This is a genomic window from Desulfocurvus vexinensis DSM 17965, assembly GCF_000519125.1.
In the GTDB taxonomy this organism is placed as follows: Bacteria; Desulfobacterota; Desulfovibrionia; order Desulfovibrionales; family Desulfovibrionaceae; genus Desulfocurvus; species Desulfocurvus vexinensis.
Genome location: NZ_JAEX01000005.1, coordinates 270,837 through 289,299, shown reverse-complemented (window position 1 = coordinate 289,299; position 18,463 = coordinate 270,837). Strand labels below are relative to the sequence as shown.

Genomic DNA, 18,463 nt, shown 5'->3' with positions numbered 1-18,463 from the left:
ATGCTACAATCATAATGACAACGCCATGCTGTCCACCCTCCGTGTGCAGAGGCGGCCAAGCAAAAAGCAGATGAAAAATATACTAGTCATACTCATTCTGGTCATCGCTTCAAGTGTGGCGGTGGCCGTGATATTTCTCAATCTGCCGATGTTCGGCGCATCGCCTTCGGGCCGCCGCCTGGATCAGATATCCCTGTCGCCGCATTATGATCAGCTGGCCGGGCAGTTTCGGAATCTCGAAGAAACACCCGTTCTGGTCAACGAGAAAGGGTTTTGGGCTGACCTGCGTGAAGACCTGTTCAACAGCAAGGAGGGCTTAACACCCGATTCGCCGATACCATCTGTAAAAACGGATCTCAAAGGCCTGGACCGGAACCGCAATCTCGTCGTCTGGATGGGGCATTCCTCCTATTTCATCCAACTTGACGGGCGGGTCATTCTTGTTGATCCAATTTTCAGCGCATATGCGTCCCCGGTGTTTTTCGCCAACAAGGCCTTCCCCGGCTCCAACCCATTCACAGCCCGCGATTTGCCGGAAATAGATTTCCTGCTCATCACCCATGACCATTGGGATCACCTGGACTACCCCACGGCCATGGCCTTGCGTCCTAAAATCAAAAACATTGTCACCGGGCTGGGGGCTGGGGTGCACTTTTCCGGTTGGGGATTTCCCGATTCGATGATCCACGAGGCCGATTGGAACACCACGCTTCCGTTTGACGGCCTGAAAATCCACATCCTGCCTGCCCGTCATTTTTCGGGACGCTCCTGGTGGAACAACAAGACCCTGTGGGTTGCATTTGCCTTGGAAGGAAAAGATCACCGCATTTTTCTAAGCGGCGATAGCGGTTATGGGAGCCATTTTGCAAATATTGGCGAAGCGCTAGGCGGTTTTGACTTGGTCTCGCTGGATACAGGCCAGTATGACGCTGATTGGCCGTATGTCCATATGACACCTGAAGAAGCGGCCCAGGCAGCCGACGACCTGAAAGCCCGGATCCTGGTCCCCGGGCATGTCGGCAAGTTCGCCATGGCCAACCATCGCTGGGATGAGCCTTTGGACAGGATTCTAAGCTCTGCCCAAGGGAAAAACTTTCAGTTGCTCACGCCACGCATCGGCGAGCCCGTTTATCTGGATGGAGAGAATCCAGCCTGCACAACCTGGTGGAGACCGCAGGAATGACGCGGTATTCAATCACCTAAACTCTCAGCCCCCGGAAGGCTTGGCCCCGTACTGCCTGCGCCATTCGTCCAGGAACAGCACGGCGGTCTCCACCTCGGTCAGCTCGCCCTGGCGCTGGCGCACGGCCCAGACCAGGTCGTCGAAGCCCGTGTCGGCCCCCAGGCCCAGGCGGCCCAGCAGTTCCGCCACCTGGGCGCGCAGGGGTTCGGGCAGGCCGTCCAGGGCCCGGGCGCTCTTGCGCGGGGCGGGCCAGCCCGGGCGGCGCTGGGCGATGAAGGCCAGAAGCGCCTGCATGCGGTGGGTGTAGGTGTGCTCGGCCAGCACCCGCGCCCGGCCCCGGCGGGCGTATTCCGCGCGCTCCTCGGGGTGGGCCAGGAAGTACTGGATGCGCTCCTCCAGCTCGGCCATGGTCTCGAAGGTCGCCAGCTCGTCGGACCAGAACAGCTCGTCCATGAGCGTGCGCCGGTCCACAAGCTGGAAGGCGCCGCAGGCGGCCAGCTCGAAGGTGCGCGGGTTCACGAAGTCGCCCCCGGGCACCAGCCGCTCGGCCTGCACGCTGGAGTGCAGGTTCAGGTTGACCAGGGTGGCGTTGAAGATCTTCACGCACTCCTCGGGGCTCACGCGGCGGCCCTGCATCTGCACCCGCCGCGCCAGGACCGCGTCGCCCTCCCACTCCGTGCCCCAGATCTTGAAGTCATGGTGCGCCAGGCGCCGGAAGGCCCGGCGCCGGTTGGGGTAGCCCGCGCCCATGAAGCCGACCTGCGCGCCCCAGGTGCGGCGCTCGCCGGGGGTCAGGTCCAGGGGCCGGTGGAACTGCGGGTCCGCCGCCAGGGGCAGATAGAGGGCGTTGGGCTGCCCCACCGCCGCCAGCTCGCCCAGGAAGGGGTCCTCCTGGATCACGGCGAAGAAGTCGTACAGCGGCGCGTAGCCCCGCCAATAGGTGAAGACCCGCCAGTCCTCCACGAACCACATGGCCGTGGGCACGCCGTCGCGGCGCAGCCGCCGCAGGGCCTGGGCCCCCAGGGGCGCCTGGGCCAGGGCCAGCACCAGGTCGGGCTCGAAGGTCTCCACCTTGGCCAGGATGGCCTGGGAGACCACGCCCAGAAAGGCGTTCTCCAGGTGCGTCAGCCGCTCGGAGGTCACGCGCAGGCCCTTGAGGGCCGTGAACGCGCCGTGGAAGTCCGGAGCCTCGAAGGTCTCCACCATGTGCCCCATGTCCGCCAGGGCCCGCCCGCAGAACCGGGCCACCGGCAGGGATCCTCCGTACAGCGGCGGAACCAGCAGCACCCGCAACGCCCCCCCCGGGGCTCCCGGGGGCGCCGCCCCCGTCAGATCGCTTCGTGAAGTCATGCCTGAACCTTCTCCTGGAAATCCAGGAATTCCATGGTTGCATGCGGCTTGATGGCGCGCGGGAGCATCCAGTCCTCCTCGCGCAGGAACTCGCGGGCCAGCTCCGGGTCCACGGTGCCGGTCATGGGCTGGCCGAGCATTCCGGCCAGCAGGATACGGAACTGCTGGCGGCGGTCGGCCTCGGGGTCCGCCCCCAGCACGGGCCGGAAGGTCAGGCCCAGGGGGTCGAAGGCCGAAACGTAGCCCGTGAGCCCCTCGGGGGGCTCGAAGGCCGCGTTGCCCGCCAGATGGCGCAGCAGGTCGCGCCCGGCGAAGGCCTGGGCGCAGCGCGTGCCGATGGGGCAGGGCTCGGTTTCCAGGCAGGGCGCGCAGCCGATGTCGGCCTGCCACACGCGGTGCCCCAGGCCGTAGGGCCCGGTCTCGAAGCACCACGCCGAGGACAGGAAGAAGCCGTGCACCGGCACGCCCAGATGCGCCGCCAGGTGCATGGTGCCCGTGTCGGGGGTCAGCAGCGCGTCCAGCCCGGCCAGGGCGTCCATGAGTCCGCGCCAATCCGTGGCGCCCACGGCGTCCTCGGTGATGCTGCGCAGGGCGCGCGGCATGAGGGCCGCAAGCTCCTTGGCCGCCCCGCGCTCGGCCCCCGAACCCAGCAGCACCACCCGCGAGGCCCCCGTGCCCTGGACCACGGCCCCGGCCAAGAGGACCAGGGTCTGCGGCGGCAGGGAGCGGCGGGCGTTGCGCCCGGCAAGCACGAGGCCCACCCCGCGCCCGCCGCGCCGGGCCACGGGGTTGACCATGCCCGGGGGCAGCGGGTCGGCGGCCAGCTCGGCCCAGTAGTCCACGAGATTCAGCCCGGCGAAGCGGCGCTGGCGCGTCCAGCGCAGGGCCATGGCCGCCCAGGGGTCGGACAGGCGCTGGCCGTTCTCCAGGCGGTGCCCGCGCACGATGGCCGGGTCGAACAGGGTGGACAGGGCGAAATTCAGGCCGGAATAGTTGAGGTTATAGACCTCGTGGAACGCGGCCCCGCGCAGGGCGGCGAACACGGGCAGGTTGTCCTCCAGGGCCCGGGCCGGGTCGGGCTGGCCCTGGGCGTGGGCGCTCAGGCCGTGGACGACCACCCCCGGGAAAAGCAGGCCCGCCAGGCCCGCCAGGGAGCGGTCCACCGCCAGATGCACCTCGGCCCCGGGGCGCGCGGCCAGGGTCGCCAGCAGGCGCTTCGTCTGTACCAGATCGCCGAAGCGGGCGAGCTGGACCACCAGATGGCTGCGGCCTGGCGCCGGGGGCTGGTCCGGGTGGGTCTCTTGCATGGCCTGCGCGGGTCGAGGGTTGGCGGAGGGAACCCCGGCACGGTAGCCCAAAGCGCACCGCGAGGCAACGGCTGGCGCGTCGCCCATTTCCCGGGCGCCCCGGGGCCGCATATCCTTTTGCGTGCGCGCCGCGCTTCTGATACCAAGGGCCGATGCGCCACTACCCCGTGTTCCTCGACCCGGCCCGGCTGCGCGCCCTGGTGGTGGGCGCGGGCGAGGTGGGCCAGCGCAAGATCGGCACCCTGCTGGACTGCGGGGCCGCCCATGTGCTGGCCCTGGACACCGCCGCGCCCTCGCCGGGGCTGGCGGCCCTGCTGGAGCACCCGGGCCTGGAATTCGCCCGGCGGCCCTTCGCCCCGGCGGACCTGGACGGCCGCACCCTGGCCTTCGCCTGCACGGGCGACCCGCAGGTCAACGCCCTGGTGGCCGAAGCGGCCCGTGAGCGCGGCGTGCCGGTCAACGTGGCCGACGCCCCGGAGCTGGGGACGTTCATCGTGCCCGCCACGGTGGACAGCGGCCCGCTCACCGTGGCCTTTTCCACCGGCGGGGCCAGCCCGGCCCTGGCCCGGCGCATCGGCGCCGAGATGCGCGCGCATTTCGGCCCGCAGTACGGCTTGTTTTTGACCCTCATGGAGCGTATGAGGCCCCAGGTGCTGGCCCTGGGCATGGGCACCCCGGCCAATACGGAGCTGTTCCGCGCCCTGGTGGGCTGCGGGCTGCTCGAAGCCCTGGCCCGCGCAGACCGCGAGGCGGCCAGCGCGCTGCTCCACGGCCTGCTGCCCGCCCCCCTGGCCCCCAAGATCGGAGAACTGCTCGATGGATTATGCTAGCCTGCTGGAAATAGCCGTTGTGGCGCTGTATTTCGCCGGGGCGCTGCTGTTCCCCGCCGGGATGCTCGGGCAGCGGCCCGTGCTCAAGCGCGCGGGCAGCCTGTGCGCCGCCGGGGGCCTGGTCCTGCATTCCATGGAAATCGCCCTGCTCTTCGCCGCCGGGGGCCACGCCACCTTCCTCCAGGGCGGGCTGTACTACAGCCTCATGGCCTGGCTGCTGCTGGTGGTCTACTTCGGCATCTGGTGGCGCAAGCGGCTGGAATTCCTGGCCCTGGCCGCCTCGCCCCTGGCCCTGGTGCTCTACCTGTCGTCCATCACCATCCCGGCGGGCAAGGCCGTGACCATGCCCGAACACTTCGCCGGGCTGTTCTTCACCCTGCACATCGGCGCGCTGTTGTGCAGCCTGACGCTGCTGGCCATGGCCTTCGCCGCCGGGGCGCTGTTCCTGCACATGGAGCGCAAGATCAAGACCAAGGAGAAGCTCACCGGCTTCCGCAAGGACCTGCCGAGCCTGAACACCCTGGACCTGGCCAATAAATGGGCCGTGATCTGGGGCTTCCCGCTCTACTCCCTGGGCCTGCTCTCGGGCTTCATCTGGGGCCGCTACACCTGGGGCCGCCTGCTCACCTGGGACCCCAAGGAAATCACCTCCCTGTGCATCTGGGTGCTCTACGCCTACCTCTTCCACCAGCGCCTGAGCCTGGGCTGGCGGGGGCGCAAGGCGGCCATCCTGGGCATGCTGGTCTTCACCCTGTCCATGCTCTCCCTGGTCCTGGTCAACTTCCTGGTGCCCTCGCACCACAACTTCCAATAATCCGGCGCCATGCAGCAAAAACTCATTCTTGTCGGCCTGAACCACCGCACCGCGGGCGTGGAAATCCGCGAGGCCTACGCCCTGGCCGAATGCGACCCCTGCCGCCTGGGGCTGGTCAGCCCCGAGGGGCCCGTCACCGAGGCCGTGACCCTGTCCACCTGCAACCGCGTGGAAATCCTGGCCGTGGCCGACCACACGACGCAGCCCGAGGCCATCCTGGCCTTCTGGGCCGAAACCTGCGGCGGCAGCGTGGGCGTCCTTGGCCCGCACGTCTATGTACACCAGGGCCTGGACGCCGTGCGCCACCTGTTCACCGTGGCCTCCAGCCTGGATTCCATGGTCATGGGCGAGCCGCAGATCCTGGGCCAGATCAAGGACGCCTACCGCGCCAGCGTGGACCACGGCGCGGCCAAGGTCATCCTGAACCGCCTGCTGCACAAGGCCTTTTCCGTGGCCAAGCGCGTGCGCACCGAAACGGCCATCGCCTCCAGCGCCGTGTCCATCAGCTATGCCGCCGTGGAGCTGGCCAAGAAGATCTTCGGCGACATGAGCGCCAACCGGGCCATGCTCGTGGGCGCGGGCGAAATGGCCGAACTGGCCGCCGCGCACCTGGTCAACGCGGGCATCCGCGAGATCCTGGTGGCCAACCGCACCTACTCGCGGGCCAAGGAGCTGGCCGCGCGCTTCAAGGGCCGCGCCGTGCCCTTCGAGAACCTCACCGCCCTGCTGCCCGAGGTGGACATCGTCATCTCCTCCACCGGCGCCACCGAGGCCGTGATCCGCGCGCGCGACGTCAAGCCCGTGCTGCGCGCGCGGCGCAACCGGCCCATGTTCTTCATCGACATCGCCGTGCCGCGCGACATCGACCCCGACGTCAACGCCCTGGACAACGTCTACCTCTACGACATCGACGACCTCAAGGAGGTGGTGGAGGAGAACCTCGCCGCCCGCCGCGACGAGGCCGTCAAGGCTGCGGCCATCGTCGAGGAGGAGGTCGGGGCGTTCTCGCGCTGGCTGGAGTCCCTGGAGCTGCAACCGACCATCGTGGACCTGCTCTCGCGCGGCGAGGCCATCGCCGAGCGCGAACTGGCCAAAACCCTCAAGCGCCTGGGCCCGGAGGTGGACCCCGCCACCGAGGAGGCCCTGCGGACCCTGGTGCGCTCGGTGGCGCGCAAGCTCTACCACGAGCCCATCGTCTACCTGAAGCGCAGGACCCAGGAAGAAGGTCGCGCCCAGCGGATCATCGACTCCACCCGGCGGATGTTCAACCTCGACGGCGACCAGGTGCCCGAAGACGCCCACGCCGAGCGCAAGGGCACCGTGGTGCCCCTGCGTCCGGCCCAGTGCGTCCACGCCGCCGCCGCCAACGGCCAAGACAACGACAACGACTCCTGACGAGGCCGCCATGCGCAGTTACCATATCGACGAACTGGCCCCCGAAGACGTGGCGCGCCTGGCCCGGGCCCTGGACGCCCGGGGCATGAAGAGCTCCATGGACGCCATGTACTGGCTGGACCTGCCCGAGGCCCTGCTCTCCGCCGAGCAGCGCGACCACACCGGGGACTGCGGCCCGCACAGCGTGGGCGTGGAACTGGGCGAGGACTGGGTGCACGCGGAACTGCTGGTGCGCGCGCGCAACCGGCTGCGCTGCTCGTGCGTGTGCTACGCCGATGCCACCCAGCGGGCCTGGATCATGGACGAGCTGGACCGCACCCTGCGCGAGCTGGACATCCCCGTCTAGGAACCCGCCAGCCGGGCCCTCCGGCCCTGTCGCGCCAAAAGCGGCTGCCCGCCTTGCGGGCGCCCAGGGCCCGGGACGCCACCCGGCCCGGGCGGCGGGGGGCGATTCCGGCGACGAGGCCCGCGCCCCCGGGTCGGCTGCTCTCCCGGCCCGGGCGACCCGAGGCTCCCGGCCCCCGGAGCCGGGCGTCCGGAACCGCGCCGCCGCGCCGCAAGCCCACAGGAGCCTCCGTGCCCGTGCCCCCCCCCCCCGCCGCCATCCCCCTGAAGCTCCAGGCCCTGCCGCCCCAGGCGGCCCATTTCTGCCTGGGCGTGGAGCGCTTCGTGCGCGGCGAGCTGGGGCTGGACCTGGCCGGGCGCACGGTGCTGGTCGGCTTTTCGGGCGGGCTGGACTCCACGACCCTGCTCGCCGCCCTGGCCGCCCTGGCCCCGCGCCTGGGCTGCGCCGTGGCCGCCGCGCATCTGGACCACGGGCTACGCCCCGAGTCCGGGGCCGAGGCCGAGCGGGCCCGGGCCCTGTGCGCCGCCCTTGGCCTGCCCTGCGAGGTGCAGCGCCAGGACGTGGGCGCCCTGGCCGCCGCCCGGGGCCTGGGCCAGGAAGAGGCCGCCCGCGAGGCGCGCTACGCCTTCCTGGGCCAGGCCATGGACCGCTGCGGGGCCACGGTGCTGGCCGTGGGCCACATGCTCGACGACCTGGCCGAGGACGTGCTCATGCGCCTTGTGCGCGGCGCAGGCTGGCCGCAGCTGGGCGGAATGCGCGCCTGGGACCCGGGGCGCCGCCTGCTGCGCCCGCTGCTGCTGACCCCGCGCGCCCGGGCCCGGGCCTTCGCCACGGCCCTGGCCCTGCCCTGGACCGAGGACCCCTCCAACGCCGACCCGCGCTTTTTGCGCAACCGCGTGCGCCACGCCCTGCTGCCGCAGCTGCTGGCCGAGAATCCGAACTTCCTGCGCCAGGTGGCCAGCCAGTGGCGTCTGGCCCGGCTGGACGCCGCGCAGTTCGCCGCCGAAACCGCCGCCCTGCTGGCCCGGGCCGAGCCCGTGCCCGGCGCGCCGGGGGCGCTGCTGCTGCCCGGGGCCCTGCTGGCGCCCCTGGCCCCGGCCCAGCGCCTGCGGCTGTTCAAGGCCGCCCTGGAGGCCCAGGGCCCCGGCCAGCCCCTGGCCGAAGGGTTGCTGCGCCTGGAGCGCGCCTGGGCCTCGGGCCGCCAGGGCGCCACGGTGCAGTTCCCGGGCGCCAAGACGGCCCGCGTGGCCGCCCGGGGCGTGACCTTCGCCCGCGCCGCCAGGGCGCCCGGCCCGCCGGACGCGCCATGACGCCCGCCCCGCAAGCCCCGGCCACCCCGCGAACACCGGCGCGAGCCCCCGCCCGCGCGCCCGGCCGAGGCCGCCGCGCTGTGGGTGGCCAACACCCTGCTTCCCCGCGCCCCGCCCGCCGGGCTGCGGCCCGGGGCAAAAGAATCCCCCTGCGCCCTGCCGCCTGCCGCCCGCTGCGGCCCGCGCCCCGCAGCCCCCGCCCCGGGCAGGTTGCGGCCCGGCCAGCCCGCGCCCCGGGGCCCGCACGAGGCAGCCCGGGCGCTGCGGACAAGGGCCCGCACGGGTCAAAAAGCCCCGGCAGGCATTGACAGCCGCGCCAAGGCGGTATAGGCATTGTGAAATTTTTTGCAAACTACCAAGGAGGCAGACGTGAATATCCTGATCTTCGGCCCCAACGGCTCCGGCAAAGGCACCCAGGGCACCCTGGCCAAGGACAAGTACGGTCTGGACCACATCGAGTCCGGCGCCATCTTCCGCAAGCACATCGGCGGCGGCACCGAGCTTGGCATGAAGGCCAAGGAGTACATCAACCGCGGCGAGCTGGTGCCCGACGACATCACCATCCCCATGGTGCTGGACGTGCTCCAGAGCTCCAAGGCCGGCTGGCTGCTGGACGGCTTCCCGCGCTCCCTGGTCCAGGCCCAGAAGCTGTGGGACGCCCTGAAGAAGGACGGCGTCGCCCTGAACTACGTCATCGAGATCAAGCTGCCCCGCGAGATCGCCAAGGCGCGCATCATGGGCCGCCGCCTGTGCGAGAACAACCCGAACCACCCCAACAACATCGGCATCCCGGCCATCGCCCCCAACGGCGACAAGTGCCGCGTGTGCGGCGGCGCCCTGTCCGCCCGTCAGGACGACCAGGACGCATCGGCCATCGACAAGCGCCACGACATCTACTACGACGAGGCCACCGGCACCATGGCCGCCGTGAACTTCTACAAGAACATGAAGGACTCCGGCTTCAAGTTCATCGAGCTGGACGGCGAAAAGGGCATCACCGAGATCAAGGAATACCTCATGAGCCAGCTGGCCTAGCGCCCGGCTGTGCGCACCAGACGCACCACAAGGCCCCCGGAGCAGTCCGGGGGCCTTTTTCACACCCTGCGTGCAGCCGCGCCCTGCCCGGCGGCGGTGCGGCAGGCACGGGCGCCAGGAGACAGCCAGGACAGCGTAGCGGCAAGCCGTCCCAGGCGGGCGGGCACGCGGCGCACGGGCGGCTGGCCCGATCCGGCGCCGTCGCGTCCTCCCGCCCCCGGCCCTGCCCCGGCCTACCTGCGGCCCGACGCCCGGGCGAAACCATTGCGCTGCGGGCTTTTCATCCGCGCCCGCCTGCGGTAAGGCATGGGCCCATGAGCACCGCACGCCTGCGCATCGGCCAGATCGGCTACCTGAACGTCCTGCCCCTGTTCCATCACTTGAAGCAGGTCTTCCCGCCCTCGGACGGGCTGGCGTACATCCCCGGGCACCCTGCGGAGATGAACGCGCTGCTGGCGCGCGGCGAACTGGACTGCGCCCCGGCCTCGTCCTTCGAATACCTCGCGGGCGCCGGGCGCTACCATCTGCTGCCCGAGCTGTCCATCAGCGCGCCGCAGGGGCCGGTGAAGAGCGTGCTGCTGGTCAGCCCCGTGGCCCTGGACGCGCTGCCCGCGTGGCTGGCGGCCCACGGCTCCGGGGTCGGGCTCACGGGGGCTTCGGCCAGCTCTGCGGCCCTGCTCAAGGTGCTCTGGGCGCTGTGCTGGGGCCTGCCCGAGCCGCGCTGGGAGCCCATGGCCCCGGGCAGCGGGCTCGCGGGGGCCCGCCCGTTCCTGGAAATCGGCAACCACGCCCTGAAGATCCACGTGGATCGCCCGGCGGGCTGGCACGTCATCGACCTGGCCGAACACTGGCTGCGCTGGACGGGTCTGCCCTTCGTCTTCGCGGTGTGGATCGTGCGCCGGGGGCTCTCCCCGGCCCAGCGGGCCCTGCTGGCCGAGGTCCACACCGCCCTGCTGCACTGCAAGACCACCTGCGCCCAGGCCATCGCCGAAATCGCCCTGTGGGACGAATTCACGCCCTGGATCAGCCCGGCGGGCATCCACGACTACCTGGCCACCATGGGCTACGACCTCGGCCCCCGGGAGCAGGCCTCCCTGGCCCTGTTCGGCGCGCACTGCGCCACCCTGGGCCTGCTCGAAGGCATGCCCGCCCTGACCTGGGCGCTGTAGAACAAAACGGAAACCCCGGCGCCGGAACGGACCGGGGCGCTGGGAAACGGCCCGCCCGGGCACGCCCCAGGCCACCGGCTCCCGGGCGCCCCCCGCGCCCGCTACGGCTTGAACTTCCCGGCCATCTCCTCCTGGACCACCACCACGACCTCGTCACCCGCCTCCAGGCGCACGTCGGCCCGGGGCAGGTAGTCGAAGGCCTCGGCGGCGGCGGGCCTGCGGGCGATGACCAACATCTGGTAGCGGTTGGTCAGGTTCAGCTCGCGCAGGGTCTGGCCGCTCCACTGGTCCACCACCAGCTTCTGGACCAGGATGCCCTGGCCGTAGTGCAGGTACTCGATGAGCCCGGGGCTGGTGATGCGCATGGCCAGCTGCTGCGAGCCGAACAGCTCGGGGAAGAACACCTCGTCGGCGCCGACCTTGTACAGCACCTTCTCGTGGTCCAGGCTCATGGCCTTGACCCACACCCGGCGCGCGCCCAGCTCCTTGAGGTGCATGGCGATGAGAATCGAGGCCTCCATGGCGTCGCCCACGCTGACCACCACGTGGTCGAACTCCTTGAAGCCGAGCTGCTCCAGGACGGCCTTGTCCGCCCCGTCGCCCTGGTAGACCTGGGTCAGCTGGTCCTGGGCGCGGCGCACGTTGTCCTGGCTCACGTCCAGGCCGACCACGTCGTGGCCCAGCTCCATGAGCCGCCGGGCAACGAAAAACCCGAACTTGCCCAGGCCGACGACGCCGATTTCCTGCTTGCGCTTCATCGCTCTCTTCTCCTTGGGGTCCGGCTAGCCGATGGGCAGCCGCTTCTCGGGCCAGGTGAACCGTTCCTGGCGGCGCATGTCGTGCAGCACGCCCACGAAGACGATGGGCCCCAGGCGGCCCACGAACATGAGCAGCGTGACCACCAGCCGCCCCCAGGGCGACAGCTCCCCGGTCAGCCCCGTGGAAAGGCCCACGGTGCCGAAGGCGCTCACGCACTCGAAGAGCAGCTCCAGGAACACGTCGCGCGTCTGGCCGTGGGGCAGCGGGCCGGTTTCGGTGACGCACAGGGCCAGGGTGCCCAGGCCGACAATGGTGATGCCGTAGAGGATCAGCGTCAGGGCGTCGTTCATGGAGCCCTCGTCCAGGGCGAAGCGCCGGACCACGGCCTGCCTGCGGCCCATGAGCCGCGCCAGGGAGAAAGCCACCAGGGCCCGGAAGGTGGTGGTCTTGACCCCGCCCGCGCAGGAGCCCGGCGACCCGCCGATGAACATCAGCGCGATCATCACCAGCAGCGAGATGTTGGTCATGCTGCCGATGTCCATGGTGTTGAACCCGGCGGTGCGGCAGGTCACGGACTGGAACAGCGCCGACCACAGCGCCGTGCCCGGGGGCGCGCCGTTGCGGCCCAGAGCGAACTCGGCCAGCACGATCACCCCCGCCCCGCCCAGCACCAGCCACAGGCTGGTGGAGAGCACCACCCGCGCATGCCACGACAGGCGCGCCCCGGGGTCCACTCGCCCGCTGCGCAGCCGCCGCCACGCCGCCCGGGGCCAGCCGCCCAGCTCGATGAGCACCGCGAACCCCAGCCCGCCCAGCACGATGAGCGCCATGACCACGAGGTTCACCCCCGCATGGGCGCGCCACTGCACGAGGCTGTCGGCATGCAGGCCGAAGCCCGCATTGCAGAAGGCCGACACGGCGTGGAACACGGCAGACCACGGCGTGAAGCCCCCGGGGGCCAGGGTCCACAGCAGCGCGGCACCCAGGGCCTCGATGGCCAGCGCCCCGAGCACCACGCGCAGCAGAAAGCCCCCCAGACGGAAGGATGGGTCCTGAAGCAGGCTCTGGCGCACCGCCGTGCGGTCGGACAGGGAAATCCGCTTGCGCCACAAGAGAAACACCAGGCTCGTGTAGGTCATCACCCCCAGCCCGCCGACCTGGAACAGGCCCAGCAGCACGCCCTGGCCCACGGGGGTGAAGAAGGTGCCCGTGTCCACCACCGTGAGCCCGGTGACGCAGGTGGCCGAAGTGGCCGTGAACAGCGCGTCCAGCCAGGACAGCTCCACCCCGGTGCGGCACACGTCCAGGCGCAGCACGCACGTCCCGGCCAGAATGACCGTCGCGAAGCCCAGGATGATCAGGACGTTGGGGGAAAGCCGGTTGTTCGTCGCCATGGCCGAAGCCATACTCCCTGCGCGCGGGGCTGTAAACGCGCCGCCCGGCGCGGGGCCGGCCGGGCGCGCCGCGCGCCTACTTGCGCCAGAACTCGGGCACGAAGAGGATGAGCACGGTATAGATCTCCAGCCGCCCCAGGAGCATGCACAGCACCAGCACCCATTTGCCCACGTCGGGCAGCCAGGCGTAGTTGTCCGTGGGGCCGACCCCGCCCAGGCCGGGGCCGATATTGCCGATGCAGGCCGCCACCGCGGAGAAGCTGGTCAACAGGTCCACGCCCATGGCGGCCATGAGCAGCGAGGCCAGCAGGAACAGCCCCAGGAAAAGCAGGAAGAATCCGGCCACGGAACCCAGCACGTCCTGGTCCACCGGGCGCCGCCCGAGCTTGACCCGCGACACCGCCCGGGGATGGATCAGGCGGTAGAGCTCGTTGTAGGCGTGCTTGAGCAGCAGCATGATGCGCATGCATTTGATGCCGCCGCTGGTGGAGCCCGCCGAGCCGCCCAGGAACATGAGCAGCAGCAAGAGGCTCTGGGGCAAGGGGGTCCACAGCTCGTAGTCCGCCGTGGCGAAGCCGGTGGTGGAGAGGATGCTGGCCACCTGGAAGGCGCTGTAGCGCAGGGCCTGGCCGAAGCCGTCGTAGTTCGGCCCCAGAAGGCTCCAGGCCGACCACAGGGTGGCCACGGCGAACACCGCCAGGAAGAAACGCAGCTCCGGGTCGCGCAGGGCCAGGCCGGGGCGCCCGCGCAGGGCGTGGTAGTGCAGGGTGAAGTTGATGCCCGCCAGGAGCATGAAGACCGTGATCACCACGTCGATGAACACGCTGTCGTAGGCCGCCACCGAGGCGTTGCGCGTGGAGAAGCCGCCGGTGGCCATGGTCCCGAAGGTGTGGCACAGCGACTCGAACAGGTCCATGCCCCCGGCCCACAGGAGCAGCGCCAGCAGCGCCGAGAAGAGCAGGTAGACCTTCCACAGCAGCATGGCCGTGTCCTTGATGCGCGGCTTGAGCTTGTCAGGCGCGGGGCCGGGGACCTCGGCGCGGTAGAGCTGCATGCCGCCTACGCCCAGGAATGGCAAAATGGCCAGCGAGAGCACGATGATACCCATGCCGCCCAGCCAGTGCGTCAGCGAGCGCCAGAAGAGCAGGCCCCGGGGCACGGCCTCGATGTTGGTCAGCACCGAGGCGCCCGTGGTGGTGAACCCGCTCATGGACTCGAACAGGCAGTCGGTGAACGAGCCCCCGAAGGTGCCCGCGAACCAGAACGGCAGCGCCCCGGCAAAGGCCGCCGCCACCCAGCCCACGGCCACGATGGCCATGCCCTCGCGGTGGTTCATGGGCGCGGCCTTGGCGTCGCGGAAGACCAGCAAAAGCCCCAGCCCGGCGGCCAGGGTCACGGTCATGGACAGCTCCAGGGGCCGCACGCCCGCGTCGGCGTCGTAGAGCGACCAGAAAAGGGCCAGGGCCATGGACAGGCCCACGCACAGCAGGATGGCCCCCACCAGCGACAGCGTGTAGCGCCAGCGCATCCTAGAAATACTCCAGCTTCACCGTCAGGCTCTTCTCCACGCGCGGAATGTTGCGCCGCGTGGAGAGGATCAGGATGCGGTCATCGGGCATGATGACCGAATCGCCCGTGGGGAACAGCACCTCCTCGCCGCGCTGGATGGACAGGATCAGCGCGCCCCGGGGCAGGTTCAGGTCGCGGATGGCCTTGCCCACGATGTCCGAATGGGCCAGGGCCACGGCTTCCAGGGCCTCGGCCTCGTCGCCCTTGATGCTGGCCGCCGAGAGCACCTTGCCCTTGCGCATGTATTGCAGGATGGAGTTGACCGCCGCCAGCCGAGGGCTGACGATCTGCTCGATGCCCACGGCGCGCACCAGGTTGAAGTAGGCGAATTTGTTGATGCGCGTCACGGCCTTGCCCGCGCCCAGGCGACGGCAGAGCAGCGAGGTCAGGATATTGGTCTCCTCGTCGCCGGTGAGCGAGATGGCCATGTCCATGTCCTGGATGTTCTCTTCGGCCAGCAGGTCCTGGTCGCGCCCGTCGCCCAGCAGCACCAGGGTCTTGTGCAGCTCCTGGGCCAGCTCCTGGCAGCGGTCGGGGTCGCTGTCCACGAGCTTGACGTGCAGGCGCCCTTCCAGGCTGCGGGCCAGGCGCAGGCCGATGTCGCCCCCGCCGATGATCATCACGTTGCGCACCTGGCGCATGGGGCAGCCCATGCGCTGCATCACAAGCTGCGCGTTGTCGGCAAAGCAGACGAAATAGACCAGGTCGCCCGCCTGGATCACGTCGGTGCCCGAGGGGATGATGAGCTGGTCCTCGCGCACGATGGCGGCGATGATCACGTCGGGCACGCCGAGCACGGAGCGGATGTTGATCATGCTCACGCCGACCACCGGCCCGCCCGCCACACGGTAGCCCACGAACTTGACGCGCCCCCCGGCGAAGTCGTTGATCTCCTCGGCGCCGGGGATCTCGATGAGCCGCTCGATGGCCCGGACAACCTCCACGTCGGGGTTGATGGCCTTGTCGATGCCCAGCATCTCCAGGGCGCGGCCCTGCTGGAAGTGCAGGTATTCGTCCTTGCGGATGCGCGCCAGGGTGACCATGCCCGGGGCCAGCGCGGCGGCGAAGGTGCAGGCCACGATGTTGATCTCGTCGGAGTCGGTGACGGCGAGCATGATGTCGGCGTCGCGGATGCCCGCGTCTTCGAGCACGGCGGGGTTGGAGCCTGAGCCCTCGATGGTCTGCACGTCCACGCCCTCGCTGATGCGCTTGAGCGCGCGCGGGCTACTATCCACCACCACCACTTCCTTGGCCTCGGCGGCCAGACGCTTGGCGATGTGGAACCCCACCTCCCCGGCCCCGATGATCACGACCTTCACACTGTGCCTGCCTGTTGCGGTTGGCCCCGCGCGACGCGCGGGCAGCCCCTGTGTACCGGAAGCGCGGAGGGAAATCCAGCCCGCGAAGCGTGTGGGCCGCGCGCGGCGAAGGCGCGCGCCCTGCGCCCCGCCGCGCCCCACGCGAAAAGCCCGCCTCGCTTGCGCGGGGCGGGCTGGATGAACGGATGAAACCGGGAGGCTAGGCGATCTTGTTGACGGCCTGGCTCAGGCGCGAGATCTTGCGCGCGGCGGTACGCCAGTGCACGACCTTCTTGGTGGCGGCCTTGTCCAGGGTCGCGGTGGCGGCGGCCAGGGCGGCCTGGGCCTGCTCCTTGTCCTTGGCCTCCACGGCCAGGCGCACGGCCTTGACCACGTTCTTGATGCGGGTCTTCACGGCGCGGTTGCGGTCGCGGCGCTTCAGGCTCTGCCGGTGCCTCTTGATAGCGGACTTGTGATTAGCCAAGATCGTTCCTCCTGAAACTCTCTATCGATGAAAAGTGTTGCTTGCCTACGCTTGGGAACAGGTCAACTATACCCGCCCCCCCTGGATGTCAAGCCTTTTGCCGCAAAACCGGACCCGGGCTAGACCTGCAACGCCGAAAAATCGGCCAGCCGCCCCAGGCGGCCCACCAGGGCGCCCAGGAGGTTCAGCCGGTTGGCGCGCAGGGCCGGGTCGTCGCACATGACCATCACCCCGTCGAAGAAGGCGTCCACGTCCGGGCGCAGCTCGCGCAGCAGGGCCAGCAGGCTGGGGTAGTCGTCCCTGCTCCACAGGGCGTCCCAGGTGGGGGCGACCTCCTCCAGGCGCGCGGCCAGGGCCTGCTCGGCGGGTTCGGCCAGCAGGGCCTTGTCGTAGGCGCCGCTGATCTGCGCCCCCCCGCCCTGCTTGACGATGATGTTCGCCGCGCGCTTGAAGGTCAGCACGGCCTGGGCGAAATCGTCCTCGTGGGCAAACTCGCCCAGGGCGTCCACCCGCGCGGCCAGGGCCCACACATCGTCGAACCCGGCGCCCAGGGCCGCCTCCACCACCAGGGTCTGCTGGCCCCGGGAGGTGAAATAGGCCTTGAGCCGCCCGGCAAAGAAGTCCAGCAGCCGCGCCTGGGCCTCGGCCTCGGGCAGCTTCCAGGCCACGCCTGCGCCGTAGGCCCCCCGGGCCCGCGCCAGCAGGTCGGGCAGGGACAGCCGCAGTCCGTGGTGCAGGATGATGCGGATGATGCCCAGGGCCGCCCGGCGCAGGGCGTAGGGGTCGTTGGCCCCGGTGGGGATCAGGTCCAGCCCGAAGCATCCGGCCAGGGTGTCGGCCTTGTCGGCCATGGACAGCAGCGCCCCGGCCAGGCTCTGGGGCACGGGGCTGCCCGGCCCGGCGGGCAGGTACTGCTCGTAGAGCGCGTCGGCCACGGCCTCGGGCTCGCCGCGCCTGCGGGCGTAGATGCCGCCCATGATGCCCTGCAACTCGTCGAACTCATAGACCATTTCAGAAACAAGGTCGGCCTTGGACAGCCGCCCGGCCCGGGCGGCCACGGTGGCCAGCTCCGGGGCCACGGCCCCGGCCAGGGCCGCGCAGGTGGCCTCCAGGCGGCGGGTCTTGTCGCCCATGGTGCCCAGCGGCGCCAGGAAGATGACCTTGTCCAGCCGCGCGAGCCAGGCGTCCGCGTCGGCGCGCAGGTCGGCCTTCCAGAAGAAGCGCGCGTCCTCCAGGCGGGCGCGCAGCACGCGCTCCCAGCCCTTTTTCACCAGCGCCGGGTCGCGCGGCTCCAGGTTCAGGGTACTCACGAAATGCGGCAGCAGGGCGCCCTGGGCGTCCTCCACGCCGAAGCTCTTCTGGTGGCTTTCCATACTGGTCAGCAGCACCTCGCGCGGCACCTCCAGGAAGGACGGGTCGAAATCGCCCAGGGTGGGCACCGGCGTTTCCACCAGCCCGACCACCTCGTCCAGCAGGTCGTCCTTCCAGACCACGCGGCCCCCGGCCTCGCGGGCCAGGGCGTCGGCGCCCTCGCGGATCATGGCCCGGCGCTGCGCCGGGTCCAGGACCACATGGCCCTGCTGACGCACAATGTCGAAATAGCGCCCGGCCTCGGGCACTTCGAAGGGCCCCGGGCCGTGGACGCGATGCCCGCGCGTGGCGCGCCCCGAGGCCACCCCGGCCAGGGCGAAGGGCACCACCTCGGCGCCCAAAAGGGCCAGCAGCCACTGGATGGGGCGGCCGAAGCCGAAGTCCCGCGCGCCCCAGCGCATTTTTTTGGGGAACTGCAACCCGGCCACGGCGGCCTCGCACACGGCGGGCAACAGGGCCAGGGTGGCCTCGCCGCCGGTCATGCGCCGCACGGCCAGGTATTCGCCCTTGTCCGTGGCCTGCACGAAGCAGTCGGCGATGTCCACGCCCTGGGTCTTGGCGAAGCCCAGGGCGGCCTTGGTGGGCGCGCCGTCGGCGTCGTAGGCGATGCGGCTGGGCGGGCCGGTGAGCAGCTCCTCCTCGCGGCGCTGGGCCGGGGCGACCTCGCCCACGTGCAGCACGATGCGCCGCGGCGTGGCGAAGGTGCGCACGCCGGAAAAGTCGATGCGCCGCTCCTCGAAGGCCTTGGCCACGGCCTCGCCCAGCTCCTCGTGCAGCCGGGGGAAGAAGCGGGCCGGCAGTTCCTCTGTTCCGATTTCCAGAATGAATTCAGGCATGGGCGCTTCCTTT

16 protein-coding genes are annotated in these 18,463 nt (G+C 70.2%); 8 read left to right on the top strand and 8 right to left on the bottom strand.

All coding sequences use genetic code 11. The features are described from left to right. The first annotated feature begins 25 nt into the window (after nucleotides 1–25). The gene (locus G495_RS20945; RefSeq protein WP_156939608.1) at nucleotides 26–1,183 is read left to right on the top strand and encodes an MBL fold metallo-hydrolase; all 1,158 of its coding nucleotides are present in this window, start codon (nucleotides 26–28) and stop codon (nucleotides 1,181–1,183) included. 24 nt (nucleotides 1,184–1,207) lie between these two features. On the opposite strand, the gene G495_RS0106860 is transcribed toward G495_RS20945, so the two are convergent. Next, a complete protein-coding gene (locus tag G495_RS0106860; RefSeq protein WP_035251169.1) occupies nucleotides 1,208–2,533 on the bottom strand; it encodes a CgeB family protein in 1,326 nt (441 codons plus the stop codon). Next, entirely contained in the window at nucleotides 2,530–3,840 is a 1,311-nt protein-coding gene (locus G495_RS18050; protein ID WP_051445147.1) for a glycosyltransferase family 9 protein, read from the bottom strand. Before G495_RS18050 ends, G495_RS0106860 begins: the two co-directional genes overlap by 4 nt. 152 nt (nucleotides 3,841–3,992) lie before the next feature. Here G495_RS18050 and G495_RS0106850 point away from each other — a divergent pair, with 152 nt between their 5' ends. From G495_RS0106850 to G495_RS0106820, 7 genes are all read left to right on the top strand, one after another. Beyond that, nucleotides 3,993–4,670 (top strand): precorrin-2 dehydrogenase/sirohydrochlorin ferrochelatase family protein, encoded by a 678-nt coding sequence (locus G495_RS0106850; RefSeq protein ID WP_028587199.1) that lies wholly within the window; start codon nucleotides 3,993–3,995, stop codon nucleotides 4,668–4,670. Beyond that, the gene (locus G495_RS0106845) at nucleotides 4,657–5,484 is read left to right on the top strand and encodes a cytochrome C assembly family protein (protein WP_028587198.1); all 828 of its coding nucleotides are present in this window, start codon (nucleotides 4,657–4,659) and stop codon (nucleotides 5,482–5,484) included. The genes G495_RS0106850 and G495_RS0106845 overlap by 14 nt, the downstream gene beginning before the upstream one ends. A 9-nt stretch (nucleotides 5,485–5,493) precedes the next feature. After that, nucleotides 5,494–6,879: a glutamyl-tRNA reductase gene (gene hemA, locus G495_RS18045; protein WP_084457953.1), complete on the top strand. Its 1,386-nt coding sequence runs from the start codon at nucleotides 5,494–5,496 to the stop codon at nucleotides 6,877–6,879. Nucleotides 6,880–6,889: 10 nt separating this feature from the next. Beyond that, nucleotides 6,890–7,225: a hypothetical protein gene (locus G495_RS0106835; protein ID WP_028587197.1), complete on the top strand. Its 336-nt coding sequence runs from the start codon at nucleotides 6,890–6,892 to the stop codon at nucleotides 7,223–7,225. Nucleotides 7,226–7,455: 230 nt separating this feature from the next. Continuing rightward, nucleotides 7,456–8,535 carry a tRNA lysidine(34) synthetase TilS gene (tilS, locus tag G495_RS18040; RefSeq protein WP_084457951.1) on the top strand — a complete coding sequence of 360 codons (1,080 nt, stop codon included), beginning with the start codon at nucleotides 7,456–7,458 and terminating at the stop codon, nucleotides 8,533–8,535. A gap of 369 nt (nucleotides 8,536–8,904) precedes the next feature. After that, entirely contained in the window at nucleotides 8,905–9,570 is a 666-nt protein-coding gene (locus tag G495_RS0106825) for an adenylate kinase (protein WP_028587196.1), read from the top strand. 314 nt (nucleotides 9,571–9,884) lie between these two features. Then, nucleotides 9,885–10,739 (top strand): menaquinone biosynthetic enzyme MqnA/MqnD family protein, encoded by an 855-nt coding sequence (locus tag G495_RS0106820; RefSeq protein ID WP_028587195.1) that lies wholly within the window; start codon nucleotides 9,885–9,887, stop codon nucleotides 10,737–10,739. Nucleotides 10,740–10,840: 101 nt separating this feature from the next. On the opposite strand, the gene G495_RS0106815 is transcribed toward G495_RS0106820, so the two are convergent. The 6 genes from G495_RS0106815 to glyS all read right to left on the bottom strand — a co-directional run bounded on the left by G495_RS0106815 (nucleotide 10,841) and on the right by glyS (nucleotide 18,450). Further along, nucleotides 10,841–11,497: a potassium channel family protein gene (locus G495_RS0106815; RefSeq protein WP_028587194.1), complete on the bottom strand. Its 657-nt coding sequence runs from the start codon at nucleotides 11,495–11,497 to the stop codon at nucleotides 10,841–10,843. A gap of 24 nt (nucleotides 11,498–11,521) precedes the next feature. After that, complete coding sequence (locus G495_RS0106810; RefSeq protein ID WP_028587193.1) at nucleotides 11,522–12,892, bottom strand: TrkH family potassium uptake protein; 1,371 nt, start codon at nucleotides 12,890–12,892, stop codon at nucleotides 11,522–11,524. 76 nt (nucleotides 12,893–12,968) lie between these two features. Continuing rightward, entirely contained in the window at nucleotides 12,969–14,420 is a 1,452-nt protein-coding gene (locus tag G495_RS0106805) for a TrkH family potassium uptake protein (protein WP_028587192.1), read from the bottom strand. A gap of 1 nt (nucleotide 14,421) precedes the next feature. After that, the gene (gene trkA, locus G495_RS0106800; protein WP_028587191.1) at nucleotides 14,422–15,780 is read right to left on the bottom strand and encodes a Trk system potassium transporter TrkA; all 1,359 of its coding nucleotides are present in this window, start codon (nucleotides 15,778–15,780) and stop codon (nucleotides 14,422–14,424) included. Between the two features lie 199 nt (nucleotides 15,781–15,979). Continuing rightward, the gene (rpsT, locus tag G495_RS0106795) at nucleotides 15,980–16,243 is read right to left on the bottom strand and encodes a 30S ribosomal protein S20 (RefSeq protein WP_028587190.1); all 264 of its coding nucleotides are present in this window, start codon (nucleotides 16,241–16,243) and stop codon (nucleotides 15,980–15,982) included. Between the two features lie 119 nt (nucleotides 16,244–16,362). After that, nucleotides 16,363–18,450, bottom strand: a complete 2,088-nt coding sequence (gene glyS / locus G495_RS0106790; protein WP_028587189.1) for a glycine--tRNA ligase subunit beta — start codon at nucleotides 18,448–18,450, stop codon at nucleotides 16,363–16,365. Nucleotides 18,451–18,463: the final 13 nt, after the last annotated feature.